The sequence below is a fragment of the Flavobacterium phycosphaerae genome, assembly GCF_010119235.1.
GTDB lineage: Bacteria > Bacteroidota > Bacteroidia > Flavobacteriales > Flavobacteriaceae > Flavobacterium > Flavobacterium phycosphaerae.
Genome location: NZ_JAAATZ010000001.1, coordinates 2,566,877 through 2,592,795 on the forward strand (window position 1 = coordinate 2,566,877; position 25,919 = coordinate 2,592,795).

Annotated in this window: 20 protein-coding genes, 1 tRNA gene and 2 pseudogenes; 5 read left to right on the forward strand and 18 right to left on the reverse strand. The window is 34.2% G+C overall.

Annotated features, from left to right (window positions below; genetic code table 11):
* Positions 1-2 precede the first annotated feature (2 nt).
* From GUU89_RS11460 to GUU89_RS11500, 9 genes are all read right to left on the reverse strand, one after another.
* Positions 3-2,720, reverse strand: a complete 2,718-nt coding sequence (locus tag GUU89_RS11460) for a class I SAM-dependent DNA methyltransferase (protein ID WP_162128043.1) — start codon at positions 2,718-2,720, stop codon at positions 3-5.
* A gap of 182 nt (positions 2,721-2,902) precedes the next feature.
* Entirely contained in the window at positions 2,903-3,325 is a 423-nt protein-coding gene (locus GUU89_RS11465; RefSeq protein WP_162128044.1) for a helix-turn-helix domain-containing protein, read from the reverse strand.
* A 63-nt stretch (positions 3,326-3,388) separates the two neighbouring features.
* A complete protein-coding gene (locus tag GUU89_RS11470; RefSeq protein WP_162128045.1) occupies positions 3,389-4,015 on the reverse strand; it encodes a hypothetical protein in 627 nt (208 codons plus the stop codon).
* Positions 4,016-4,017: 2 nt separating this feature from the next.
* Entirely contained in the window at positions 4,018-6,975 is a 2,958-nt protein-coding gene (locus tag GUU89_RS11475; protein ID WP_162128046.1) for an HsdM family class I SAM-dependent methyltransferase, read from the reverse strand.
* 73 nt (positions 6,976-7,048) lie between these two features.
* Positions 7,049-7,693 carry a hypothetical protein gene (locus GUU89_RS11480; RefSeq protein WP_162128047.1) on the reverse strand — a complete coding sequence of 215 codons (645 nt, stop codon included), beginning with the start codon at positions 7,691-7,693 and terminating at the stop codon, positions 7,049-7,051.
* Positions 7,694-7,702: 9 nt separating this feature from the next.
* Positions 7,703-8,368: an ATP-binding protein gene (locus GUU89_RS11485; RefSeq protein ID WP_162128048.1), complete on the reverse strand. Its 666-nt coding sequence runs from the start codon at positions 8,366-8,368 to the stop codon at positions 7,703-7,705.
* Positions 8,301-8,951 (reverse strand): transcriptional regulator, encoded by a 651-nt coding sequence (locus tag GUU89_RS11490; protein ID WP_235922030.1) that lies wholly within the window; start codon positions 8,949-8,951, stop codon positions 8,301-8,303. The genes GUU89_RS11485 and GUU89_RS11490 overlap by 68 nt, the downstream gene beginning before the upstream one ends.
* A 185-nt stretch (positions 8,952-9,136) precedes the next feature.
* Positions 9,137-9,430, reverse strand: coding sequence for a helix-turn-helix domain-containing protein (locus tag GUU89_RS11495; protein ID WP_162128050.1), 294 nt, complete (start codon positions 9,428-9,430; stop codon positions 9,137-9,139).
* Positions 9,431-9,536: 106 nt separating this feature from the next.
* Positions 9,537-11,228 carry a helix-turn-helix domain-containing protein gene (locus GUU89_RS11500; RefSeq protein WP_162128051.1) on the reverse strand — a complete coding sequence of 564 codons (1,692 nt, stop codon included), beginning with the start codon at positions 11,226-11,228 and terminating at the stop codon, positions 9,537-9,539.
* 325 nt (positions 11,229-11,553) lie between these two features.
* Between GUU89_RS11500 and GUU89_RS11505 the strand changes: the two genes are divergently transcribed.
* On the forward strand, positions 11,554-12,390 hold the full coding sequence (locus GUU89_RS11505; RefSeq protein ID WP_162128052.1) for an RteC domain-containing protein: 837 nt from the start codon (positions 11,554-11,556) through the stop codon (positions 12,388-12,390).
* Positions 12,391-12,412: 22 nt separating this feature from the next.
* On the opposite strand, the gene GUU89_RS11510 is transcribed toward GUU89_RS11505, so the two are convergent.
* From GUU89_RS11510 to tpx, 9 genes and pseudogenes are all read right to left on the reverse strand, one after another.
* Positions 12,413-14,743, reverse strand: a complete 2,331-nt coding sequence (locus GUU89_RS11510) for an AAA family ATPase (protein WP_162128053.1) — start codon at positions 14,741-14,743, stop codon at positions 12,413-12,415.
* 105 nt (positions 14,744-14,848) lie between these two features.
* Positions 14,849-16,087, reverse strand: a complete 1,239-nt coding sequence (locus GUU89_RS11515; protein WP_162128054.1) for a site-specific integrase — start codon at positions 16,085-16,087, stop codon at positions 14,849-14,851.
* Between the two features lie 298 nt (positions 16,088-16,385).
* A tRNA-Ser gene (locus GUU89_RS11520) sits at positions 16,386-16,470 on the reverse strand.
* A 157-nt stretch (positions 16,471-16,627) separates the two neighbouring features.
* Positions 16,628-17,761: a 3,4-dihydroxy-2-butanone-4-phosphate synthase gene (ribB, locus tag GUU89_RS11525; RefSeq protein WP_162128055.1), complete on the reverse strand. Its 1,134-nt coding sequence runs from the start codon at positions 17,759-17,761 to the stop codon at positions 16,628-16,630.
* A 488-nt stretch (positions 17,762-18,249) separates the two neighbouring features.
* Positions 18,250-19,668: pseudogene (locus GUU89_RS11530) on the reverse strand (LptF/LptG family permease); the annotation flags it as partial.
* A gap of 10 nt (positions 19,669-19,678) precedes the next feature.
* Positions 19,679-20,319: pseudogene (locus GUU89_RS11535) on the reverse strand (LolA family protein).
* Position 20,320: 1 nt separating this feature from the next.
* On the reverse strand, positions 20,321-22,762 hold the full coding sequence (locus GUU89_RS11540; protein WP_162128057.1) for a DNA translocase FtsK: 2,442 nt from the start codon (positions 22,760-22,762) through the stop codon (positions 20,321-20,323).
* Between the two features lie 44 nt (positions 22,763-22,806).
* Entirely contained in the window at positions 22,807-23,181 is a 375-nt protein-coding gene (locus GUU89_RS11545) for a diacylglycerol kinase (protein ID WP_162128058.1), read from the reverse strand.
* Positions 23,182-23,192: 11 nt separating this feature from the next.
* A complete protein-coding gene (gene tpx, locus GUU89_RS11550; RefSeq protein WP_162128059.1) occupies positions 23,193-23,690 on the reverse strand; it encodes a thiol peroxidase in 498 nt (165 codons plus the stop codon).
* A 148-nt stretch (positions 23,691-23,838) separates the two neighbouring features.
* Here tpx and GUU89_RS11555 point away from each other — a divergent pair, with 148 nt between their 5' ends.
* The 4 genes from GUU89_RS11555 to GUU89_RS11570 are packed head-to-tail and all read left to right on the forward strand — an operon-like array spanning position 23,839 to position 25,919.
* A complete protein-coding gene (locus GUU89_RS11555; protein ID WP_162128060.1) occupies positions 23,839-24,162 on the forward strand; it encodes an ArsR/SmtB family transcription factor in 324 nt (107 codons plus the stop codon).
* 47 nt (positions 24,163-24,209) lie between these two features.
* Positions 24,210-24,686, forward strand: a complete 477-nt coding sequence (locus GUU89_RS11560; protein ID WP_162128061.1) for a DUF6428 family protein — start codon at positions 24,210-24,212, stop codon at positions 24,684-24,686.
* A gap of 10 nt (positions 24,687-24,696) precedes the next feature.
* Positions 24,697-25,311: a class I SAM-dependent methyltransferase gene (locus tag GUU89_RS11565; RefSeq protein WP_202924452.1), complete on the forward strand. Its 615-nt coding sequence runs from the start codon at positions 24,697-24,699 to the stop codon at positions 25,309-25,311.
* 2 nt (positions 25,312-25,313) lie between these two features.
* Positions 25,314-25,919, forward strand: a complete 606-nt coding sequence (locus GUU89_RS11570) for a low molecular weight phosphatase family protein (protein WP_162128063.1) — start codon at positions 25,314-25,316, stop codon at positions 25,917-25,919.

The window sequence follows — 25,919 nt, forward strand, 5'->3', positions numbered from 1 at the left end:
GTTTATTTAGCTTTTTTCGTTTTTTTATCTTTTTGAAACAAATTATTTTTTGTCGTCATTTCACCGTACAATTTGAATAAATACTCCAATCTTTCAACATCACTTTCAAATGGCTTTAAGCGGTAACACCTCTCAATTGCAAGGTCTAATTCCTTATGAGCCTCTTTTAAGCCTGACGGCATTTTTATAGGATCGTAAAGTTGTGCTAATGTCTTTTGAGGATATTTGGCTCTCTCATCTAACACCTCAAAAACATGTAGATTGATTTGCTCTTTTTGCTTTTCATTAATATTTGGAAAAGGGAAAGTGTTATAACACAAGCCTGCTGAATAACGATAGTCCGTTTTTAATTTACCTCCAATAGCTTTAACCCAAACCATATGAATTGCAGAGGATATTATACCAAAAATCCAAGGTTGTACGTTATATATTGCCAAAGCTGAATCTGAAATTATGAAATTTTCATCTAGAAAATCAACAGGGATATATTTTCTGTTTTCAGAGGATACTCTTGGAACAATAATTGAATTTGTTTCCTGATGTCTTATTTCTGCAAATTTAAAAGGTATACTCGCTAACTCTTTTGTCGATTCACGTTTACTTTTATTTCTTATATTAAATGTTAAGTCAATTCTTTTCTTTACTTCGGGAATTTCATATGCTAAGTCTTTATTTTTGTCTGAAATCCACAAACAGTATCTTTCTTTACCTCTGATTAATTCTAAAGAACCTATTAGTTTTTTAATCAATAAATGGGCTTCCGGGTTTATTGAAAGTATTTCGTCTTTTTCGTCTTTAGAAAGTATTAAAAAACCGCCATCATTGGCCATGCTTCCAAAATTTATTTCAGGTAAATTTGAAATACTTTTTGTCTTTTTAGATATAATTTGTGGATTACCTTCAACTAAGTACGGACTTATATTTTCTGCTTTTTTCTCAAAATTATCAATATAGATATATTTCTGCTTATTTGAGACGTTTCTAAGACCAACAATAATAACATAAACTCCAGCATTTCCCTTTGCATTATTAGTCCATTTAAATGATTGATGTGCAAAGTCAATTTCGATAGAATCTGATAAAATATTTGGCCATATAAGGGCTACTTGTTCTCCTTGACAAATAGAATTTGTTGATACAAATGCACATTTCGCATTTATGCCATCAATATATTTTTTTCCTAAATAAAACCAGCTAGCGATATAATCCATGTTATTGTACCCTTTGACATTGTGAAATACAATACTCATATCTTCTTTTTGCACTTCATCTTGAAGCCTGGCACCAAGGTACGGTGGATTTCCTAAAATATATATTTCATCATTTTCATTTTTAACTGGGCATGCCAATTTCCAATCTACTCTAGTTGCATTGCCGGATGTTATATGTCCGGCTTCTTTTAATGGTAGAATTGGTCTTGCACGACCGAAATCAAAAAGTTCATCGATGAATATTTTGTTCATTTGATGCTCTGCTAACCAAAGAGAAAGTATAGCCATTTCATGAGCAAAATCATCAAGTTCAATACCATAAAACTGAGATAGTTTGATTTCTGTATAAACGGTTTCTGTTTGATATGACTGCTTACTTTCTTTTTTCAATAAATCAATCTGTTTCCAAATTTCGATTTCAAGTTTTCGTAATTCTTTATAAGCAATGATTAAAAAATTTCCACTACCACAAGCAGGGTCGAATACTTTTATTTTTGAGAGTCTAAAGATTAACTTACGGAGTTTATTTGGATTGTCTTTACTTTTTCCGAATTCTTCATACAATTCATTTAAAAACAAAGGTTCAATAACTTTCATAATATTTGGAACTGATGTGTAATGCATTCCAAGGCCGCTTCTATACTCTTCGTTGACTACCGCTTGAATCATTGACCCAAATATATCTGGATTTATTTCACTCCAATTTAAATCTCCACATTCTAAGATAATTTTCCTTGCTTTGGTTGAAAAGGTTGGAGAATGAATAGTATCTCTAAACAAACCTCCATTTACATAAGGAAATGCTTTTAAATAATCAGGTTCTGAACTGTTGTCCTTAGTATTTAATACATGGAAAAGTCTATCGAGAAAACTATGTACATCGCTACCATCTGTTTTTGTGTGTTGAGCAAGTGTATTTGTGAAAATACCTTCATCTTCAAATATTCCAGTATCCTCAGCAAAAAAGCAAAACAATATTCTAGATAAAAAGATATTTAAGTTGTGACCTCCATCATTATAGATATTCGGATTTTCATGTACAAGGATATCGTACAGTTTTGCCATTTCATATGATGCCTTACGGTCAGCATGGTTGTCATTTTTTTGTTGGTATTTTTCCTGACCTGACCATGGCAAAAAGAAGTCAAAGCGTTTATTAATCTCTGAAATAGGAGTATCAAGAGTTAACCCAGTCCTAGTATCTTTTGCTAATAAAGTTTTATAGTCAGTAACTATAACAAAACGAGGATTATGTTTTAAATCTTCCTCACTTTTTGTTAAATCATCGATAGTTGTAAGTAGTTTATCTGATACTACTTCTTTAAATAACACTTTCTTTTTATATAAAACTTCACCCTCTTTATTAGATAAATTAAAATCTCCTTTTTTTAAACGGGTAATTGAAGTTTTTGAAATACCATAAGCGACTAAAAGATCATAGATAAAATTTTCATTATCAATTGATTTTACAAGTTCGTTGAGGTTTTTTTCTATTTGAGTGGAGTTCATTTTTAATCTGAATCAAATTTCTCAAACTTAGTAATAATCTTCCAAATAGTCATTGATTTGAAATGCATTTTTAATTAAAATGCATCAAAATAAAGTATATTACAAATAAACTAATTAAAATAAAAAACCTCCAATAAAGGAGGTCTTCATACAAACCGGATAAAAAATTATAATTGTGGTATTTATTTGTTATTCAGTAGTTTTTCTAGATAGGCAACTTTGTCTTTTTCTGCTTGTAGAAGTGCTTTATAAAGTTCTTTGTTTTCTTCAAAAGATTCAACCAATTTTTCTATGGGGTTGAAATTAAAATGATTTTGATTGTAATTACCAAAAGCACTATTTGTGCCACTATTGTCATAAAATGTATTAAAAAAATTTACAACATTTTCTTCCGAAAAGTTCTTAATTGCTTCGACTGTCATTCCCAATTCTTTTGCAATTAGTTCTAATTTTTCTTCTTCAACAGTTTCACTTTTTTCAATATTCGAAATTGTTTGCTGTGTGACCCCAATAGCAATTGCTAAAGCTTCTTGTTTCATACCACGAAGCTCGCGAATTCGACCGATGTTACGACCTATATGTTTTGGTTTGATTGTAGTATTCATATTTCAAATGTAATAAAATTTTTAATATGTTTTTGATAAATCAACGACTGAGATAATACCATTTTAAGATAGATTAATCCAAAAATGATGTAGAGTAATATCATTTTGATTTAGACGAGTATGCTTTGACAAAAGCTTGCCATAATCACCAAAATATATTTTATTTAGTTTTTCGGACTCATTCCATTTAGCATCCATTATCCATTGATTAATTTTATCTAGCCAAAAATCAAAATCATCCTTTAAAATAAATGCTAATAGACCGCTCTCTTGTAAATAATTATTAGAGTTATCTCTACCATGTCTACCGTCGCGAAATCTTTGAATTCCAGCACCTTTTCCATAAACATATTCATGTTCAACACGACTTGAATTTTTTGGGATAGGAGTGGGTAAAAGCTTTGCTTCAAAAGTAAATATTAAGATTGCACCAAAATATACACCAATGTCAATAACACTAGATCCTGATTGAGCATTCTCTCTAGCAAAATAAAATTTAGATTGACATTGATTTGTCATGAAGACACAAAAAGATAACGAATGTTGGTTTTCGTTTTTTTTCACACTTAAAATTTCAACAAACTCATCCGACATGTTGAAAGCAGAAATTTCAGATTCAACAAATGTTAGAAGCTGCTGAACAATTTTATTTGGTTCGAGTACCCGAAATTCACTTATACCTGCACCCATAATCAATATCCTGCTTGTTTTAGGTCCAAAAATGTATCATCGGCATCCCTAAGGGCAATACTATTTAACCAATATCTCTGAGCAAGTGGTTTAATAAAAAAAATACAATCGTAATTATCGATATGTGTGTAAACTCTAATTACTCGTTGATAAATTGCTCCACTATTTGAAAGTTTATCTTCTATTATTTCCTTTATTCCATTATCAGGCAAACTGCCATCTATATATTTTAGGTCACCGATTTTTCCATATCCAAATTGATAAATGATATAAGATGATGTAAAAATGGATGTTCCAATTTGCCAGCATTTTTCATCAGTAGCATATATCTCATTAAGGGAATTGCAAAAAGTCTCTCCAAAATTTTCTAACTGTTTTTTATTGACTGAATCTTGTAAAATTTTACCAGAACTTCTGTTTGCAATTGATTTGCCTAAATGTATATAATAGTTAAGTACATCAAATAGAATAAGATTTTCATTTTTGGAAAGATTGACATTATCACCAAAATTCGAATCAAATGGTAATGCCTCTATATCTTCTTTATTTAAATAAGTTTCTTGCTTAACAATTACACTAGCACTATTTGCTAAGACATGAAGTTGATATAATTTTGCAAATCTATTTTTTATTGTATCATAAATTAGTCTCAGTTCTTCAATGTCTACTTTTGGTACACTTAGGCCAGTGAATTTTCTTTTAAACGTTAAATACTTGTTTTTATAGTTTTCAATTAAATAAACAGGAATATTTTCGTTACCTATTACATCTTTCAGCAACAGAAATGGTGGTTGAAATAGCTTTTCATCCCTAATAGCTTCAAACGTTTGTGAAGTTTCCACTTCAGTATTAACCTTTCCATTGGAATCAATATTGACTATTGAATCTTGGTTAGTAATATAGGAAGCTGTATTCTTTTGATTTTCGTTTCCAATGATATAACCAATATTAAATTTCCAATCATTTTTCTTTTGCATTTTCTCTATATACATTCCCAATGTAGGAAAAGAGTTTAATCGGTAAATTAAATGAAAAAGCCTTCCTCCACCTAGCAAATTTGTTTTCCAAATAAACTTTTTATTTTCATCAATTGCCCAACTCCAAGGTACTTTATGGAAATCGTAGTAATCAATTTCAAACCTGATTTTCTTTTCCGATGAAACCATTCGTTTGACTACTACGTGCTCAATGTCCTGATGTGTAGATACAATATTTTGAGCGATAATAGCAATAACCGGAGTGTCTGCTGTTTTATGAAATAAATCTCGCCTCAAATGAGTAAAATCATAAATTTTATTAACTGTAAAGTCTGTAAAAAGTCTTGTTCTATATTTTTGAGAGTTTTTACTATAAAGCAATACATTTGATGGGATGATCATGCAAATTTTATCAGCAAAAAATAAACCACCCTCAAAAAACTTCAAAGCAAAATTATTATCAGGAATAAGATTTGGTTTTATCTTTAAAAGTTCTAATTTTTCGTTTGAAACCGCACTTTTTTTGCTTATGCCTTTTATTGGGTTAAATGGTGGATTACCAATGACAAGATTAAATCTCATTGATTGTTTAACCGCATCATTACACCAATCGAAGAAATCTTTATTTTGAATATTTTTTTGACTTAAATCTTTTAATTCAAGGTTATTCCATATTTCTTGAGGAGTTAATTTATCTAATAAAGCAGTTGTTAGACTGAATACACTAACAAGTGTGGCAGTTTTTTTTAAGTCTACACCAAAAATATTGTCTTCCAATATTTTCTGAGAAATTTTACTGTCTGGATATTGAATATTATCTCTAGTACTATTATTTATTGCCCACCATTGTAAAAGTCTTTTGAAAGCTGCAACAAGAAAAACACCAGATCCGCATGACGGATCAAAAACTCTAAAAGAATTATCCTTAAAAAGTTCGGGTTTATCAAGTGGCATTACTTCATCAATTAGTAGGTTAACTAAATGAATTGGTGTATATACGACGCCTTTCTCTTTGCCTCCTGTATTTCTTACGGACTCAGCTTGAATAAAATTTTCATAAATGGCACTAATTACCTCTGCCGGTAGATGTTTAAAACTGTATTGTTCCCAAATAAAAAGTTGATTGGTTTTCAGATTAATATTTGCTCGAAGAAAATTTGCTAAAAGATTCAAATTAGCATTTGCAATCTGATTTTTTTCAAGTTCAGAAAACTTATCAAATATTTTTCCATTGAATTCATTGGATAAATCATTTAATATCGAAACAAGTAATCCATTTTCAACTACCTCAGCGAATGTTTGTATTTTATGTTTTTTATATAGATTTCTTAAGGTATGCTTGCCCTTATCATCAGTAATATCTTCAAGAAATTTTATTAATATTGAAGTAACTAACAGTTTATCAATAGTCTCAGGTAAAAGATTGAGCTCCTGAGAACTCGTAAATTCCTTTCTAACTGTCATTAAATAATCTAGTAGAAATATGTATGGACTATTTTTTTCATCTATACTCTCAGTAAAATAAGGCTGTTCCCAAAAAGTACCATTACCAAATAAATATGCTGAAAAACGTTCTTCATTAATACCCTCAATTGTTGAAGTAGAGGCAAGCAATAAATTTTCTAGACTTAAATGCCCATTTTGAACCATCGCAGGTTTCCGAGCATTGATAATATCTGTTCGTGTAGATGATTGGATAATGTAGATTTCGTTTCTCCCTGCACTCCATAAGGCAGCATGCAATTTTATGTGGGCAGGAGTATTAAAGAAACTTTCATCTTTGTAAAATATACATACTGCTGGCTCAGAGCGAACTGGTACATCACTAGCAGTATCGTAATACCTTCTAAATAATATTGCGTCAATTCCTAATTTTTTGGCTTCATTGATATACAAAATTTCAGCATTATTTTTTGCAGCATTTACTTGATTACAAAAAACAAGCCCATTCAGAGCGGTATAGTCCAAAATTTTAGTATCCATAGTTTTGTATTACGGCAAATTTAGTGAAAAGTAAATGTATGATGTTTCCGTTTTCAAGTATATATTTAAAAAATCAAAATGTTTTATTTTTATCAGTATTAATCGTGTCTAAATAAAATTGCAGATCATATAGATAAATAAATTCCGTTGCATCTTGTTCCGGCAATTGAGCCAGTTCTACAAAGTTAATATTTTCATAGAATGATTTTTCACCCAAAATGTCTTGCATAATTATATAAACTACATGCAATAAATTCTGATTGTGGCATAGCACAGTAAAGTTTTTTAAGTAGACAATCATATCTATTTTTCTTTCGTCTTCATATTCGAAAGGCATAAATTTAAGTTCACTTGCTTTAAGTGTAATGTCTTTAAAAACATAAGGTTTGTCCAGACCGGCTTCCATTTCATCTATGGATTGTGTAGGTTGTATAAATGCTGTAAACTGCCAGTTTTTGAGTTTAGGTGCTGCATCAACTAATGTTACGACTTGTTCAAAAAACTCCGGGTTTCCACCTGCCGAAATTACTAATTGAATTGGTTCACTATCATTAGCTGGGAACATAAGGATACATTCTAAATCTGTACAGTAATAATGTAAATGTTTGTCAAGCCAAAAGAGAAACATCTTTTGGACTTTTGGTTTTTCATTTCTTAAATTTCTCAGGGTGCTTTCGTTGTATTGAATCCATTCCCAGAATAGCTTTATTGTTTTCATAATTTGGTTTTATTTTCGTTTGTCTAAAGTGTTTTTGTCATAGGAGATTAAATTTACCAGTTCGCGTAATCGGCTTCTAACTCTTAGGCCGTAATGCATTTCGATTTCTGATGCTGACAAATTGGATGTGATGTGTGTTGGAATCTTTTTACTAATAAAAATGTCGTATCGACTTAAAATAATTTCTGCCATCACATTACATTCATTGCCAAAATATTTCAGGTTGTTTTCAATACCTAAATCATCAAAGCATATTATTTTAGGGTCACTGTGGTATAATCTACCATTACTGTATTTGTGGATAATCTGATATCCGTCCTGGATAAATTCAAAGCTTACATCGCGGCAAGGCTTTACAAAAAATTTATGTTCTGTTTTGGTGATGAATTTCATAAGATTCATTAGTGCGGTTTTTCCACAGCCAACCGGACCAGAAAGTAATATTCCCTTACTCAAATTCACGCCGAATTGATTACAGGCTTGTTCATCCCGAAGGAAATAAGCAATAAGTTTATACACTACCGGGTAGTCAATTTCATATATCTTAAATCCTGGCCAATACAATTCACGACCTTTTACTTCGAGCCATGCTATTATTTCCTCGTAACTATAATGGCTCTGAATAGTCTTTTCCCGTTGAGGTGTTGAATTGTTTTGCGCTGTCTGTTCTTCCATGGTTTATGAATTTAGGTACGTTTAACATCCAGTTCTTTGCTGCAGCTTGCCAGTCAGCCATAGGTGTCTTACCGCCAACCAACCAACCGTTACTTTTGAAATAGTTGTAAAACTTATTTGCTTCCAGTTCCGGAAAACTATGTTCTGAGAAAAAAGCTAGAACTTCTTCATAAAGAGGAATGATATCTTTTTCTTTTTTGGCGGAACTTTTTTCTTTTTCTTCTACAAACTCATTTTTAAAAAACGGAACGATACTTTCATTTTTTTTTGCGAGCTCACCCAAGTTTTCAATGTTTAAATCGTCTTTACTGTTTGTATTGTTTGTATAGTTTATAGAAGGTACTAATGCTATTTCATTAACCTGTTCAATACTTGTTTCATCACTTGTACAAAGCTTGTTTACTACTTGTTCATCAACATGTTCAAAATTTGAGGTTGTTTTATCTTTTTTTTGGTGCGGTTTTAGGTCTTCTGCAAAATTGAATAAGTAAACGTGGCTGCCTTTATATGGATTAAATGATGGCTCGTATTTTATATAGCCTAGAGCATGTAAATTTTTTAGGCATTTATGGTAGGTAGCCATGGAACTGATTTTGCTGATGCGCATAATTTCGTCTCTCGAAATGCTTATTGGATTGCGGAACCTGTTGATATTCCAAAATTGAAATAATGCTATATACAAACTGACATGAGTAGGATTGAGCATTTTGTCTTTGGCCACTTTGTCAAAGAATCCGGTTAAGTGTTTGATGTAATTCATAAACCGAATTACTTGGCATTAAACAAATTTTGCTCTGAGTTGACCTTGTTAAGCTCTAATACCTTTTCAATGTCTTGATAGGCATAGTATATAGTTCCTCCAATTTTGGTATAGGAGAGGGTTTTATTAATACGCAAGGTTTGTAGAGTTCCGGGAGAAATGTTGAGTAGTTTTCTAACCTCGGTTGATTTTAACCATTGTTTGGTTTGCTGCTGATTAAGCTGTAATAAATCTTTTAATTCTTTGAGTAATAATACTCTGAATTCATTAAGATCTTCTCTGGTAATAACTTCGATAGCCATAATGTGCGATTTTAAATTGTTATGGCACAAAATTGTTGCTATTGACTTACTTTATTACAGAAGTTGAATTGAAGTTCAGGATTATTTTTTTTGAAAAGGTCACAATTTACTGTTTGTAATCCTGCCTTTTTAATTCCTTGATAAAATACAAAGGTGTTAATTCGGTAGCTTTGGTAAAGGCTTCTTTAAATTTTTGAGGTGATTTGAAACCGGCTTCCTCAGTTAATGCTTTGATAGTATAGTTTCTGTATTTAGAATCATTTTTTAACTTGTCGATGATAAACTCAATTCTTAAATCATCAACATATTCAATGTACTTTTTATTGCGGGTTTCAGATATTATCCTTGATGTATAACGTGTATTACAATCCACAATTGCCGCCATTTTACTGAGATTAAAATCTTTGTCGAGATACAGATTACTTTCTTCAAACTTTTCTAATTTTTTGGACACAGCTGCAACTATTTCGGGTTTGATAATTTGTTCACCATCAATGATTTTTTCTTTGATTTCAAGGGGTTTTACTTTCTTTATTTTTTGAGAGATTAAGTTTTTAAATCGCTGTTTTCTAATTTTTCGGCGTTGGTATTGTTTGCAAAATATATAAGTAAATGTAGCAGTCACCAAAAGAAATATAATTCCAAAAATTATATCCAACTTGTTTCGTAGTGAGAGATTCTGTTTTAGTTCTGCGGTAGCATCAGCAATTTTTTTCAGGTCATAATCCCTGTACATATTTTTAGAAAGGTATCTGTAGTTTTTACTAACAAAAGTCTCGGCTTCTAAAAGACCGTGTAAATATTTAAGTTGCTCAGTTGTATCTCCTTTAGATTCGTAATACTGAGCCAATAGGTAATAAGCTTCAATCAAATCTTCTTTCATGAACTTATCTTTTTTGAAAGTTTCATCCACCTTCTTGAAGTATGGCACAGCTTTTTCTTTATTGCCTAATTCCCAATAACTTCGACCTAAATACAAGTTTGTAGTTGAGGTATTTGCTATATCATTACTTTGAATGAAATGAGGTAATGATTTATTTAATTTGGAGATTGCATTTTTATAGTTTTTCTTGAAAAATTCGTTTCTTCCCTCGGCATTAGTAAAATATGGGATAATAGTTAGTTCGTCAAGGTTAATGGCTTCACGGTACCCTAAGTCAATTGTAGCTGCAGCCAAGTTGTATTGTTTTGTTTTTATATAACATAAACTAAGTAAATGGAGTGAAAGTAACCTTGGATTACCAGGTTCATGAACCCTAAAATATTCTTCGCATTCTTTTAATAGAGAAATAGATTCATCGTAGAAACCGAGATAATATTTTATTGAGGCAATAGAATATTTGGTTTTGTGAATCAAATATTGATTGTGAGTTTTAGAAATGAATTGGTCCGCAAGGATGTAATTATCCAAAGCTTTTGATTCCTGTTTGAAATGATAGTAAACAATGCCCTTTGTTAAATAGGCTGAACCAATTAGTTCGTTATTACTTGATTTTAAAGCTACTGACATTATACTGTCACAGTAATTTAACCATGTTTTCTTACCAGATTTATACATTACAGTTTTGTATGCTTCAATCACTTTTTCCGGATTATTACCGGCTTTAGCTTTTGACAATATCGAATGACCATAAATTGAGTCCAATTTCTGAGAATCACTATCATTTGAAAGGCGCTCTTTTAAATACTCAATATTTTTACTTTTAAGTGAATCCGGGATAATGAATTGATTTTTTTGGGCAAAACATTTACTAGTTAAAAAGAATACTACTGCAACTGTAATTTGTAAGATTTTCATTTTTAGTTATGTAGGTTAGTAGCTGATTAAAATGAGTGAATATTAAGCATTGTTTATTGAGATTAGAAAAATAGCAAATTAAAGACGAGTGTCAAATAGAAAAATAACCCTACAATGTTAAATGTTTAGATTTCAAGCGTAATAGATTTAACAACAGTGATTTGTGTACGTTTTTGTAGTGAATGATTAATTAATCCTTTCGTTGTTTATCATTTAACATTGTTGAATGGTTGTAGCATAGAGTTGGAAATCAGAAGTTCTGATTTTAGATTTGGTTTGAACAAATTGGATTAAATTATTAACCGCTATTAATGACAATACCAGGATGAAGGAAACTGCTCTAAGATTACTAGAAGATTTAGAAACCCAATTAAAAGAAATAGAATTGGCCAAAAAAGAAACTATCGAGCATGTTGAGGATTCAATCCGGAAAACTATAAGTGTACTTGAAACTTTAAAAACCAATTTTGTAAAGTATAAGTTTGAAAGTAAGAAAGATGAAATTTACTTTTTCAGGGACATTAAGCCACAGTTTGTAAGCAAGTTGATTTATTATAACGAGATTTATAATATCATGACTAATAAACCTTTTGGCGGAAATAAGACACTGAGAAAATACTACACCGGTGAATTAGCAAAACTAAAAAGCTTCTACACTGAAAATGTAGAGTTTTTTAAATACTACCGTAACGGAAACACTTACCTTGATAATAAATACTTTGTACGGGGTAGGTATGATATCAAGTTAACTCTGGATAGCTTTTATTTTCAAGCTGACAGCCGGTTCTCAACTTCGCATGATTTTAAAGTGGCCAAGATAATGGCGAATGATTTAATACAAAGTTATTTGGAAATTGAAATTGCCAAAATAGAAAACAAGGCACCATTGTTTAATCTAACAGAAAGGCAAGTGCAGAAATGGACCGGGACAAAAATTGCTCTGATAGAGTTAGTATATGCGCTGCATGCAGAAGGTGTTTTTAATAATGGAGCCAGTGACTTGAAAGAAACGGCAAAATTCTTCGAAGAGGTATTTGATGTTGATTTGGGACAGTTTCACAGAACCTTTTTTGAAATGAGAGCGCGAAAGGCTGATAGAACTAAGTTTTTAAACTCACTTCGTGATACATTGGTGCGCCGGATGGATGAAGTGGATGAATAAAAAAAGTAGCTTTATTAAGGTTCTATGTTGTCTTTTCAATTATCCATCTATCTAAGAACTCGCTTGCTTTTTGTATGTAATCTAAAGCTTCTTGTTTAGTTTTTGTTAGCCCAGAATGTCCGGCTGAATTTCGTTCAGTGCGTAGATACTCAAGCAAATCAATTCTTAGGTTTACTGGATTGCTAAATGTGTTTGTTAATGCTACCATTAAGTTTGTAAGTTGAGCATTACTACAAGTCGGCAAAGTTGTTGTTCCAAGTATTTTTTTTTCTAATGATCCCTGCATCTCACCAAGCATCCATTTTTTGGCAGTACTAATTGTATGAAATATTTCTTTTATTTCATTTTCTATCGTTCGTCCATACTGAAGTATCACAGGAGAGAAATCACCGGTATTATCAATGTTATGAAGTAAGAATTGTCCTGAGACAAGATATTCTACACTTATAGAAGTTATTTTTAATGGATCGAAGCGTTGAGTTATTATTTGATTATATACACTAACATCTAATTTATTAATATAATCATCAATCTTACTTTGTAGTTCTACTATTTTAATCTCACCTTCTTCTTTACTCTCTTTTAAGGTGAAGAAATCATTTAAAAATTTATCTCTCTGAATATTCAATAAACTCAATTCTAATTTATCATTTACATCAAAAAAACCATCATCAAAAATATTGTAGTCGATGCTTCCATCTTCCTGTATGTAGAAACCTTCTATTTGCTTTTTTTCCGCAGTGACTTTTTTCAAACTTCGTAAATAAAATATTTTTATACTTTTTGAATCTATCGCTTTTTGTGCGACTAAAGTTTGAAATTTTCTTATCAGATATTCACTATGAGTTTCGATAATAAATTGAATGTTGAATTTTTTATTTGCTTCTGAAAACATTTCAGCAAGTAACGACTGCCATTTTGGATGCAGATTTGTTTCAGGTTCCTCGACAAGAAGGAGGCTTGGAAGATAGTAATCACGCATAAACTCACCATCTTCATCATGGTCGTGTTCGGTTCTCTTATTTTTTTCGGAGAGTACACTTATTTGAATTAAAATCAATATGAGCTGCTTAATACCGTAGCCGAAGTCAACTAATTCACGTTTAGAACCTTCTAAAGTTGTTATTGATACAGAAATCAATTGATATTTTGGTCTGTAATCGACTTCAATTTGTTTCCCAATTTCAAAAGCTTTTAGATACTTGTCTATAAAATTAGAGTGGATATATCCAAACGAATTATAATCTTTTAGAAGATTAATAAAGGGAGTGTTTGCTGCCGCATTATAAATCCTTGAATTTTCTTCTTTAATATTAGATATGTACTCTATAGTCGAGATTCTCTGTATTAATCCCTTCCAACTATTTTTAAAACAATTTTCAATGACTGAATAAGTAGTATCATCATCTTCATCATTTTTCCAGATGAGATTATTTCGCAATATTTTTAGTACTCTGCTATAGAGAATATCTTCAATTTCATATGGTGGAAAGAAATAGTCTTCTGCATCAAAATCACGCTCTCCCACATTCTCTTTACCTGTAATTTCATTTTCTGTCCCAATTTTATTTTCAACAAAATCAGTCCAGGTAATTATATCGATATCATTCTTAAATGATTTTATTAGAAGTGAAGGGATAAAAAATAGTTCTTTAACACGATCATCCATTTTTTCTAAAGCGACCCATTTGCTTTTATTTTCTAAATATAATTTGTAGAATTTAAGTAAATCGCTTAGGTAAATTTTTAGCTTATCGAGTTTTATGCTCCATTCAATGTAACCCGTAAGTGGGTTTTCAAATGGTGGAAACCAAAAGGCGGAATGAGAAAATATGTCTTCTTGTTTTTCGGAATTACTTTTTTTCTTTTCATTAAACTCTTGAAGTTCAGCATTAAACTCTTGATTATAAGTCAGTTTTTCGCCCTCTGTTGCATCCCTATATAAAAATGAAAATATAGCAACATTGTCTACTTGATCAATAACTTTAACTCCTCGCAATTTTGCTTTGTAGGTACTCTTGGAGTTTGGAATTGTAAATGACAATGAAATATATAAGCTTTTAATACCCATAAACGTAAATGGAAGTGAAATCTCAACATCTTTAGATTCTTTATTAAATAAAACATTCTCAAAATCCCCTAATAAATGTTCTTGTTGATTTAAATCCAAATCAAACGGATATTGGTTTTCTTTAATACTGTTTTTCAGCATTTGAAGAGATTTTATCAAAGAACTTTTACCCGAATTATTGGCTCCAGTTAATAAATTAATTGGTGACAACTCTTCTAAAAAGCCAATTTCATCATCAAATATTCTAAAATTTTTTAATCCAATAATATCGATAGGTCCCATTTGATGGTTTAGGTTAAATGAATTTAGTGAATGTATTTTAACTTAAATACTAAAAACTCAAAATTAAAAAAGTATAATTCATTTTACCCCATTAAATCTTATTATTTATGCATGCTTAATATTAATGCTTTTCAGTGCAAATTTCTCTTTTAAAATTGCCATATCATCACTTACTTTTTTATCCAAAATCTTAGCATAATGCTGAGTTGTTTTTATGTTTTTGTGCCCAAGCATTTTACTGACGCTCTCTATTGGAACACCATTTGTTAGTGTTACAGTTGTAGCAAAAGTATGTCTAGCTATATGAAAAGTCAGTTCTTTTTCAATTTCACAAATAGCTGCTATTTCTTTTAAATAGGCATTCATTTTTTGATTACTCAAAATAGGCAAAAGTACTTCCTGGTTATTGCTTTGCGGATGGTTCTCATATTTATCAATAATCATTTGAGTAATTGGAAGTATTGGGATTTTAGAAGCCGATTCGGTTTTTTGGCGATGGGTGTAAATCCATTTCTCGCCATCAATGCCAATGCTGATATGGGATTTAGTAAGGTTCTTAACATCGATGTATGCCAAGCCGGTAAAGCAGCTGAATAGAAAAATATCTCTAACCAATGCTAGTCTATCCGTTTTAAAATCCTTGTTCAAAATCGATTGTATTTCAGTCTCTGAAAGAAAATTTCTTTCGACTTCTTTAATTTTGGATTTGTAGTTGTTGAAAGGGTTCTTATCTAACCAATCATTGGCCAGACAAATCTTGATTATCTTATTGAAGTTTTTAATGTATTTGACAGCTGTATTGTTGCTGCAGTTTCGAACACTTCTGAGATAAAATTCATAATCGGTAATAAATGCATGATCAATTTGTTTGATATCAACATCAGAAACTTTATATTTCCATTCCAGAAACTCAATTGTGTGCTTTAAGGATGTTGCATAACGTTCTAATGTGCCGGCAGCATATTCTTTGCCGATTAGTTCTTTAATCTTGTTGTTATGGTCCTGAAATATTGGTACAAGCATTCTTGCTCTTTCATTGCTGCCAAGTAGTTTCAATTTTAAGGATTCCGAAGTAACCGGAATGTTTTTATGAACCAATTCCATTTGAGCATCGATAATCTTCATTTTCAGAATATCGAGCTGATTATTAATTGAACGGGCTTCATCTGTAGTGCCCTTCATTTTGCCTGCATCTGCAGACCATTTAGCTAATTCTACGAATCTTCCGGTAGTAAGTTCGATTCGTTTACCATTTACTGTAATTCTTGAATAAATTGGAACAAGCCCGTTTACATTGGTTTTTGCTCTCTTAGCGTAAAAGAGAATTGAAACTTTTGCTTTCATGGTGGTGACCTTTTAGTTATTAATTAATTTAATTCTAAAATGGCTACAACACAAGATGTTCATTTTTTAAGTAGGTTATTGAATAGGCTCCTTAACAGGTTCAATAAAAACTCTGTAATCCCTCATGCATTCTAGCCTGAGGAGAAATTCGGTTACCCAGAATTACCGCAAAGTTTGGGTATCCGAATTTATCCCCTAAGGTTCACGCATTAATGAATAATTTGAAGGATATTGAAAAGAAAAAACCCTTTATATCCTACGGATTAAAGGGTTTTAATTAAATTTGCTGTTAAGCTAGCGGAGAAAGAGGGATTCGAACCCCCGGACCTGTTACAGTCAACAGTTTTCAAGACTGCCGCAATCGACCACTCTGCCATTTCTCCAATAAGTCGGGCATCAATCTCTCAATGCGGTTGCAAATATAACAACCTTTTTGATTTTGCAAAACGTTTTTGAGTAAAAAATACACATATTTTTTTTGCGTCAAGCTATTCCTTTCACTAACTGTTAATTACCTTTTTGGATAAGCAACTATTTTTATTAGTAAGGAACGTAATCGGTGATTTCTAAGCCATATCCAATCATGCCTACGCGTTTGGTTTGGGTGGTATTGGATATTAATCGAATCTTGGAAATATCAATATCGTGCAGAATTTGGGCTCCGATACCAAAGTCCTTGTTGTCCATTTTAATTTGCGGGGCTTTGAAAATGCCTTCGCTTTGCAGTTGCTTCAACTCGGTTAATCGATTCAGTAAATCGGTGGAGTCTATTTCCTGATTGATAAACAGTATGGCGCCTCGACCTTCCTCGCTTATTTGCTGAAACATATTTTCCAACTTTTTGTCCATATCGTTGGTCAAGGTGTTTAGAATATCGTTGTTGGCTTGGGAGGAATTGATTCGGGTTAGGATGGATTCCCCTAAATTCCAACTGCCTTTGGTTAAGGCCAAATGCACTTGCTTATTAGTAGTTTGCTGGTAGGCTCTCAAACGAAATTGTCCAAAGCGGGTTTCGATTTCAAAGTCTTCTTTTTTGACTATCAAACTGTCGTGCTGCATGCGGTAGGCGACCAAGTCTTCGATAGAAACTAATTTCAAATCAAATTTCTTAGCCACTTCCACCAATTGCGGTAAGCGTGCCATCGTACCGTCTTCGTTCATAATTTCAACGATAACGCCGGCCGATTTAAAGCCTGCCAAACGAGCGAAATCAATTGCCGCTTCGGTATGTCCTGTTCTACGCAATACACCGCCTTGTTTGGCTGTTAACGGGAAGATATGTCCGGGACGCGCTAAATCGTAAGGTTTAGTTTCTTCATTAACCAACGCTAAAATGGTTTTGGCCCGGTCTGAAGCCGATATGCCGGTAGTTACGCCATGACCTTTTAAATCCACCGAAACGGTAAAGGCCGTCTCCATATGGTCGGTGTTGTTTTTGACCATCGAATGCAATTCTAATTCGTTGCATCGTTTTTCGGTAAGCGGGGCACAGATTAATCCGCGTCCGTGTGTGGCCATGAAATTAATCATTTCGGGGGTTACCTTTTCGGCTGCGGCTAAAAAATCGCCTTCATTTTCACGGTCTTCATCATCTACCACAATAATGACTTTTCCTTGACGGATGTCTTCTATGGCTTCTTCAATAGTGTTGAGTTGTATTTTGGTGTTGTCCATTAGACGTTTTTATTTGTTGGGGATAGGATAGTAGTTAAATAAGTTCGATTAAAAAGATAAAACAAGATATAAAACGGAAACCCGCCCAAGAGGATAATAAAATTAGGAACATCGGTTTTTTGATGGCAAGCCGTGACCATCTTATTCAAGAGTTGCTGCGATTTCAATAAAGCGGCGTAAAAACACAGGGCCAGTATACTAATTGATATAGTAAAGACTAAGCCTTCCAGTACTCCGGAAATTAGGACTGCCAACAACAAAAAGTAGGCGGTAAGGGTTACCAACGTAAATTTGCTGTATTGTTTATTCAACGTTTCTACAAGTGAGTAATCAATCGTTTCAGGTTGAATAGCTTCTGCTTTGGTGGCTTCGGTTACTTCAGCCGGGCTTGCACCGGTTTTGGTAAAAGCTTCCATTACTTGAGGGTCAATTTCTTCCGGATGAAAGTAATCGGTCGGATTAACCGTTTGCAACACAGGCTCTGCAGTAGCAGGGAAAAATCGATTGAATATATTTACCAACCAATCAAAATTAATGCTAACCCCTCTGTCTTCGGTAGCTCTTTTGGTCAATAGTATGGCTAACGGTAATAACACTAAAGTGGCCATCCAACAGCCAAAAAATGCGGAAATCCCGTCTTCCTGCGCCACTTTTTTTCCAAAAGTATTGATGAAGTGGAAAATAATAAAAATCAGTATGGCAAAAACGATAGGCAAGCCTAATCCTCCTTTGCGAATAATTGCTCCCAAAGGCGCCCCGATAAAGAACATTAAGATACAGGCAAAGCCAATGACAAACTTGTCATAAAAAGCAATCCAGTGTTGGTTGATGTTTTTTCGCTTTTCTTCGAGTTCAAATTTTGAATTTTCTAACGAAAAATTAGTGGCATCTATAGTTCCGCTGGCTACGCGAAGAATTTGATTTTTTTGGTTTGTATCAAAATGCTCCAACAAATCAGTAGTGCTGAGTGCTGTGGCGGTCGTATCGGCTAAGCCGGAATAATTGGCGTTATTTACCGAACGTTGGTAAATATTTTCAGTAAAAGAAAGGACTTCTTTGTTGTAACTCTTTTGTAGTGAATCAATGGTATAGCGCAATTCACCAATGGTAAGCATGGTATTGGTGTTGCTGATTTGCTCCTCATCCAAATTGGCATTGTTTAATTTGGATAAATCAATATTTAGCACATAACGCTTAAAATCACTTTTAGCAAAAGGCAACTTCTTGCGGTCTTCAAACTTTTTCGGAATGATGTCTTCGTAGTAATTCCCGTCTTTTAAAACCAATTGCAGGTTATTAGAGTTTTCGCTACTGACCAATTCACCGGTTTTGGCTTTGATGACCGTGTTGCTTCCGTCGCCTGACAACGATTTTTTGTGGATGGTAACCAAGCTAAGGTATCGACCGTTATCGCCAGACTTCTTTTCTACTTTGATATTGTAATTCCCCACTTCGCTAAACTGCCCTTCGGCTATAGCCATGGCGGGTTTTACTTGAGCAATATTGCGTCGGAAATTGACAAACTTGTATTCGGCATAGGGTATGACGTTGTTGGCAAATAAAAAGGCCACAAAACTCAGGATAAGAATAAAATATGTGAGACTTCGCATGGCTCTTTGCAACGAAATTCCGGAAGATTTCATAGCGGCAAACTCATAGTTTTCGGCTAAACTTCCGAAGGTCATGATAGAGGCCAATAAGACCGAAAGGGGAAGTACTAAAGGAACCACGCTGGGCATTTTAAACAAAAGAAACTTAGCAATCATTATGATGTCTAAGTCCTTTCCGGCCAATTCAGAGATGAATAGCCATACGACCTGTAGTACGAATATGAAAAACAGAATTACAAATACCGTAGCAAATGTAACGAGGAAAGATTTTAATAAGTACCTGTCAAGTATTTTCACCCGATCGTAATTAATCTATTTTGTTGATGTAGTAATTTGGATATTTACTGGCCACAAAGGTAAACTGATTTTTTGACAAAGGTTGGTTGGTTTTAAAAGAATTAACAGTCAACGTGGTTTTAGTGCCGTTTTTACCCATTTCAATCACCGTGTAAATGTTTTTGGTTTGGGAATCGATGCCCAATAAGATTTCCTTGCGTTGGTCTTTGGCACTGGTAGGTACTAATTTGATATACTGTATTTTTCGACCTTTTACATCTTGTAAAATATCCCAGGAGAATTTATAGCCGCTGTTAAAGAAGGTCAACATTTTAGAAGGGGTAATGGCTTTTTCATCATTGTCATTCAAACTGGAAACCGTTATTTCCTCATCTTCCGGAACGATGGTATAGCTTTTTTTACCGTCAAATATTTTGGTAACCCCATAAAGTTCAGCACATACTTGTTTCCTTCGAGCAATAGATTTCCTTTGCTTTCTTTGTTGATGTTTTCTTTGCTGTTGTTTAAAGTGTATTTGAAATCAATGGTAACGTTGTTATACGTTTTGATTTTAGCGGTAACCTGGTCTAATAACTCTTTTGCTTTTTTATCCTGAGCTTGGCCAGAGAAGCTAACTAATAGGAATAAGGCAATCGAAAGTACTTTGTTCATTTTAAGAATTGTTTTGTTCATTGTTAAAAAATTGCTCTAAAGAAGCCAGGTCGGTAATGTTAACACTGCGCGCTTTGCTTCCTTCAAACGGACCTACAATACCGGCAGCTTCCAATTGATCAATCAATCTTCCGGCACGGTTATAGCCCAGTTTCAACTTTCTTTGCAATAATGATGCCGAACCTTGTTGTGCGGTAACAATTATTTCGGCGGCCTCTCGGAACATGCTGTCTCTTTCCGAGATATCAAACTCCAAATTAACGCCGCTTCCTTCTTCACCAATGTATTCCGGCAACAGGTAAGCGCTGGCATAAGCTTTTTGCGAACCAATATAATCTACAATTCTTTCTACTTCGGGGGTGTCCACAAAGGCACATTGCACCCGCACCAAGTCGTTCCCGTTAGTATATAATAAGTCTCCGCGACCAATCAATTGATCAGCTCCTTGCGTATCCAAGATTGTTCTGGAATCAATTTTAGACGTTACTCTAAACGCAATACGAGCCGGGAAGTTGGCTTTAATAATTCCGGTAATTACATTAACCGAAGGACGTTGTGTGGCAATAATCAAGTGAATACCAATAGCACGGGCTAATTGCGCCAAACGGGCAATAGGCGTTTCTACTTCTTTACCGGCCGTCATAATCAAATCAGCAAACTCATCCACCACCAACACTATATATGGTAGGAAGCGGTGACCGTGTTCCGGATTCAGTTTACGGGCTTTGAATTTTTCGTTGTATTCTTTGATGTTACGAACCATAGCATCCTTTAGTAAGGAATACCTGTTGTCCATTTCAACACAAAGCGAATTTAAGGTGTTGATTACTTTGGTATTGTCGGTAATAATAGCGTCTTCGGTGTCCGGTAATTTGGCCAAATAATGGCGTTCTATTTTATTGAACAGCGTAAGCTCTACCTTTTTCGGATCGACCAAAACAAACTTTACTTCAGCCGGATGTTTTTTATACAGCAACGAAGCCAATACAGCATTCAGTCCGACTGATTTTCCTTGTCCGGTAGCCCCGGCCATCAGCAAGTGTGGCATTTTGGCTAAATCAACCACAAAGGTTTCATTGGATATGGTTTTACCTAAAGCGATTGGTAATTCCATTTCCGCTTCCTGAAACTTAGCCGAAGCAATAACCGTTCGCATTGGTACAATAGTTGGGTTTTTATTAGGCACCTCAATACCAATCGTTCCTTTTCCGGGAATAGGGGCAATGATACGAATGCCTAAAGCGGCCAGTGACAAAGCAATATCGTCTTCCAAGCTTTTGATTTTGGAAATACGAATACCGGCTTCGGGCACAATTTCATATAAGGTTACCGAAGGACCAACAGTCGCTTTGATTTGGGCAATATCGATTTTGTAGTTTTTCAGGGTTTCTACAATTCGGTTTTTATTTTCTTCTAACTCTTCCTGATTGATGGTAATCCCCACAGAGGAGTATTCTTTTAATAAATCAATGGTTGGGAATTTATAATTGGAAAGCTCTAAAGTAGGATCAAACTCGCCAAAGTCAGCCACTAATTTGGCTGCCAAGTTTTCTTCCATAACATCTTCATCAGGAGCTTGTTCAATAACAAAATCTTTATCATTGGTTTCAATGATTACCGGCTCAGGAGCAGGGGTGACGGCTTTAATGGTTGGTTCCAAATTAATCTCAGAGGCATGCTCAATGGTTGGCTTTAACGCTTCTTTATTGATTTCGAATGGAGAAGGTTTTAAAGTAGGTTCTTCTATTTCTTCTTCAAGTTCTTCTTTTACAGCAAACTCTTCCAAGTTGTAATCGGTTCCCTTGCTGTCGTTGACCATGCTGTTTAAATCTTCTTTGATGTCTTTGTGTTTCTTTTCAAAGAATGACTTGATGGCTTCCGGAGAGACTTTGATTTTAAAGATTAAATAGATGACCATGGCGAAGACTATCCCCAATAAGGTTCCCATTTTGCCAATATAATCCTGAAGGAATAAATTCATTTCATAACCGATGGTTCCGCCTAACTCCGGCAAAGTGATAGCAAAAAAGCCAAACATCATCGATAGAACTACTAAAGCAAACAAATCCCAAAACCAAGTGTTTTTGAGTTTTTTTATAGGTAAATCTAAAATCAGGAAGGCACCGCTAAGGAATAGGAGTTTGACAAAAAGGAAAGAGGCTACTCCAAAACCGCGGTAAATAAACAAGTCGGCTATATAAGCTCCGAATTTACCCAGCCAGTTTTGAACTACTTCCTCTCTGTCGGTAAAAGCGTCAACGGCACTCTGATCGGCCTGACCGGAAACAAAGAAAGAAATAAACGAAACTAAAAAAGCAATCGATACTAAAACCAACAAAAAACCAAAGAGCATACGATACTGCTTTTTAGTCTTTAGTATTTTAATTTCCGAATTGGGGTCTTTCTTAGAATCGGGAGTTTCTTTTTTTACTGTTTTCGCCATTGGTTATTTATAAACGCTATAAAAATAGAAATTTAATCGAATGTTTACAGGAATTTTGGAACATAAATTAATAAAAGTACCGCAATAGCCGCAGTAGCCGCAAACATTACTGCACCGGCCGCAATATCTTTGATAAAGCCAATTTTTTCGTGAAATTCAGGATGAATGAAGTCGGCAATTTTTTCTACAGCGGTATTTAAACTTTCCACGCCCAATACTAAACCAAAGGCCAGGATTTGCAGCATCCATTCGTAACGGTCAATATGAAAATAAAAACCGGCAATGATACTCAAGACTCCTATAGTGGACTGCACCATGACACTGTGCTCGGTGGTGATTAATTTGATGGCGCCTTTAACAGCAAACCCTACGCTTTTTAAGCGCCCTGTAAAAAAAGAGTTGTCTTTTTGGAATTCCATACCGTATACAATTATAGAGCGGCTAAGGCCAATTCGTAATTAGGTTCATCGGCAATTTCCGGAACTTGTTCGGTGTATTTAACGATTCCGTTTTCATCTAATACTATTACCACGCGGGAATGTAACCCGGCTAAAGCACCGTCAGTCATTTCCAAACCGTAGTCTTTTCCGAAGTTTCCGGTATTGAAATCAGACAAACAAATGACGTTGTCTAATCCTTCAGCGCCACAAAAACGTTTGAAAGCAAAAGGCAAATCGCGCGCAATACACAGTACTTTTGTATTGGCTAAAGCACTGGCTTTGGCATTAAACGTTCGGGTTGACGTGGCACAAGTACCGGTATCAACACTCGGGTAGATGTTTAAAATTACTTTTGAACCGGCAAAATCCGCTAAGGAAGCACGTCCTAAATCAGTTTTTATCAATTGAAAATCAGGCGCTTTTGAACCTATTTTTGGTAATTCACCGTTGGTGTGTATCGGATTTCCTCCTAAAGTTATAGATGCCATATCGTGTTAAATTTTAAGCGTCAAAAGTAGTAAAAATATTTAGGATTTGGGATATGTTATACCGGTTCCTGATAAATAGTTATAAAATCATTTGGAGTGTAGTATACTTTTATCGTAATATTGCAATATAAAAATATAATAACCGGTTATGGGTGCTTCAAAATCTGAATTTTTTACCGCAGAACAAAACGAATTAGCTACTGTATTCAAAGCCATGTCTCATCCGGCGCGAGTGGCTATCATCGAGTATTTACTCAAAGTTGATACTTGTATTTGTGGTGATATTGTAAACGAGTTGCCTTTAGCGCAACCTACCGTATCCCAACATTTAAAGGAGTTGAAGAATGCCGGCCTCATCAAAGGCAATATTGAAGGAACAGCTATTTGTTATTGTATCAATCCGGATATGATGAAGAAAATAGAAGCCCATTTCTTTGCCATTTCCAAACAATTAAAAAGTAAATGCTGTTAAGCTGCTCAGCTATTCTATAATGTTTAACAATTTAATACAGTACAAAAATGAAACTATCACAAATAAAATCAGAATTACAAAAGTTGTCTACTATCGCTTTTCAATTGCCCAACGGTGATTTGGTACCCAGTCATTTTCATGTGACCGAAGTGGGGAAAATAGCGAAACACTTTATTGATTGTGGCGGAACCGTTCGTACGGAAGAAGTAGCCAACTTTCAATTGTGGGAAGCCAATGATTATGACCACCGTTTGCATCCCGAAAAACTGGTACACATTATTGAACTTTCAGAAAAAATCTTGCAGTTGCCCGATTTAGAAATAGAAGTGGAATACCAAATGGCAGACAGCATCGGTAAATTCAGTTTGGATTTTGATGGCACTACTTTTCTTTTAACCTCAAAACAAACTACTTGTTTGGCCAAAGATCACTGCGGTATCCCGCCTGAAAAAATGAAAGTTAAACTAGGCGAGTGGAAACCTAAAGAAACGCAATGTTGTACACCGGAATCTAACTGTTGCTAAATTGTCGTTTATGAATAAAAAAGAGCATTGGGAAAACGTTTTTACTACCAAAACAGAAAAAGAGGTGAGCTGGTATCAAGCTTATCCGCAAACTTCAGTCGATTTCTTTGCGGCACTTCAGTTGCCCAAAGACGCTAAAATCATTGATGTGGGAGGAGGCGACAGCTATTTTATAGATGCTTTGCTGGATTTAGGCTATACCCAACTGACTTTGCTTGATATTTCAGGAAAAGCCATAGAGCGTATTAAGAAGAGGTTGGGTGAAAAAGCAGCTCATGTTACCTTTATTGAATCGGATATTTTAGATTTTAATCCCATCGAGCACTATGATTTTTGGCATGATCGAGCCTGTTTTCATTTCCTGACCGAAGCAGCACAAATTGAGCAGTATGCCGATATTGTTGATAAGGCGCTGACCAAAGGAGGGAGGATGTTTATTGGTGCTTTCTCCGATAAAGGCCCAAAGAAATGCAGTGGCTTGGAGATCAAACAGTACAACATGGAAAGCCTGAGGTTTGTTTTTGAAAAAGAATTCCAACTCAAAGGCTGTTTCACTGAAGACCATATAACCCCTTTTGACACAGTTCAAAATTTTATTTTTTGTGGGTTTAAAAGAAAGGCATAAGTATGAAAGCACTCCGGCATATTATTCAAAACCTGTCAGTTGACACTGTTTCAGCAGGCAGAAAAGAAGTGTTACAGTCACTGATTGATTATATAAAAGAAAAAAAACGGAGGCATCAGGACATTCGATTGGTTTTTATCTGTACCCATAACTCCCGCAGGAGTCATTTGGCTCAGGTATGGGCACAAACTATGGCGTTTCATTTCGGGATAAGGAATGTGTTTTGTTATTCGGGTGGAACAGAGGTCACAGCTGTATTTCCGAAAGTAGTTGAAACTATAGTGAATCAGGGGTTTGAACTGGAGAAACGGAGTGATACTACTAATCCGGTTTATGCTGTTAAGTTTGACGAAAATGAACCGCCTGTTCTTTGTTTTTCCAAAATGTTTGATGATGTGTTTAATCCTAAAAATGCCTTTGCTGCTGTGATGACTTGCTCGTCAGCCGACGAAGGTTGTCCGTTTATTGCCGGTGCTGAAAAGCGTTTCCCTATTCGTTATGACGACCCGAAAACCTTTGACGGTACCGAATTAATGGAGACTAAATATGCTGAACGCAGTGTAGAAATTGCCACCGAAATGTATTATGTCTTTTCACAAGTTAACTAA

Coding starts and splice junctions, on each gene's coding strand:
- GUU89_RS11460 (WP_162128043.1), bottom strand. CDS start 2,720: ATGAACTCCACTCAAATAGAAAAAAACCTCAACGAACTTGTAAAATCA.
- GUU89_RS11465 (WP_162128044.1), bottom strand. CDS start 3,325: ATGAATACTACAATCAAACCAAAACATATAGGTCGTAACATCGGTCGA.
- GUU89_RS11470 (WP_162128045.1), bottom strand. CDS start 4,015: ATGGGTGCAGGTATAAGTGAATTTCGGGTACTCGAACCAAATAAAATT.
- GUU89_RS11475 (WP_162128046.1), bottom strand. CDS start 6,975: ATGGATACTAAAATTTTGGACTATACCGCTCTGAATGGGCTTGTTTTT.
- GUU89_RS11480 (WP_162128047.1), bottom strand. CDS start 7,693: ATGAAAACAATAAAGCTATTCTGGGAATGGATTCAATACAACGAAAGC.
- GUU89_RS11485 (WP_162128048.1), bottom strand. CDS start 8,368: ATGGAAGAACAGACAGCGCAAAACAATTCAACACCTCAACGGGAAAAG.
- GUU89_RS11490 (WP_235922030.1), bottom strand. CDS start 8,951: ATGGCTACCTACCATAAATGCCTAAAAAATTTACATGCTCTAGGCTAT.
- GUU89_RS11495 (WP_162128050.1), bottom strand. CDS start 9,430: ATGGCTATCGAAGTTATTACCAGAGAAGATCTTAATGAATTCAGAGTA.
- GUU89_RS11500 (WP_162128051.1), bottom strand. CDS start 11,228: ATGAAAATCTTACAAATTACAGTTGCAGTAGTATTCTTTTTAACTAGT.
- GUU89_RS11505 (WP_162128052.1), top strand. CDS start 11,554: ATGAAGGAAACTGCTCTAAGATTACTAGAAGATTTAGAAACCCAATTA.
- GUU89_RS11510 (WP_162128053.1), bottom strand. CDS start 14,743: ATGGGACCTATCGATATTATTGGATTAAAAAATTTTAGAATATTTGAT.
- GUU89_RS11515 (WP_162128054.1), bottom strand. CDS start 16,087: ATGAAAGCAAAAGTTTCAATTCTCTTTTACGCTAAGAGAGCAAAAACC.
- ribB (WP_162128055.1), bottom strand. CDS start 17,761: ATGGACAACACCAAAATACAACTCAACACTATTGAAGAAGCCATAGAA.
- GUU89_RS11540 (WP_162128057.1), bottom strand. CDS start 22,762: ATGGCGAAAACAGTAAAAAAAGAAACTCCCGATTCTAAGAAAGACCCC.
- GUU89_RS11545 (WP_162128058.1), bottom strand. CDS start 23,181: ATGGAATTCCAAAAAGACAACTCTTTTTTTACAGGGCGCTTAAAAAGC.
- tpx (WP_162128059.1), bottom strand. CDS start 23,690: ATGGCATCTATAACTTTAGGAGGAAATCCGATACACACCAACGGTGAA.
- GUU89_RS11555 (WP_162128060.1), top strand. CDS start 23,839: ATGGGTGCTTCAAAATCTGAATTTTTTACCGCAGAACAAAACGAATTA.
- GUU89_RS11560 (WP_162128061.1), top strand. CDS start 24,210: ATGAAACTATCACAAATAAAATCAGAATTACAAAAGTTGTCTACTATC.
- GUU89_RS11565 (WP_202924452.1), top strand. CDS start 24,697: ATGAATAAAAAAGAGCATTGGGAAAACGTTTTTACTACCAAAACAGAA.
- GUU89_RS11570 (WP_162128063.1), top strand. CDS start 25,314: ATGAAAGCACTCCGGCATATTATTCAAAACCTGTCAGTTGACACTGTT.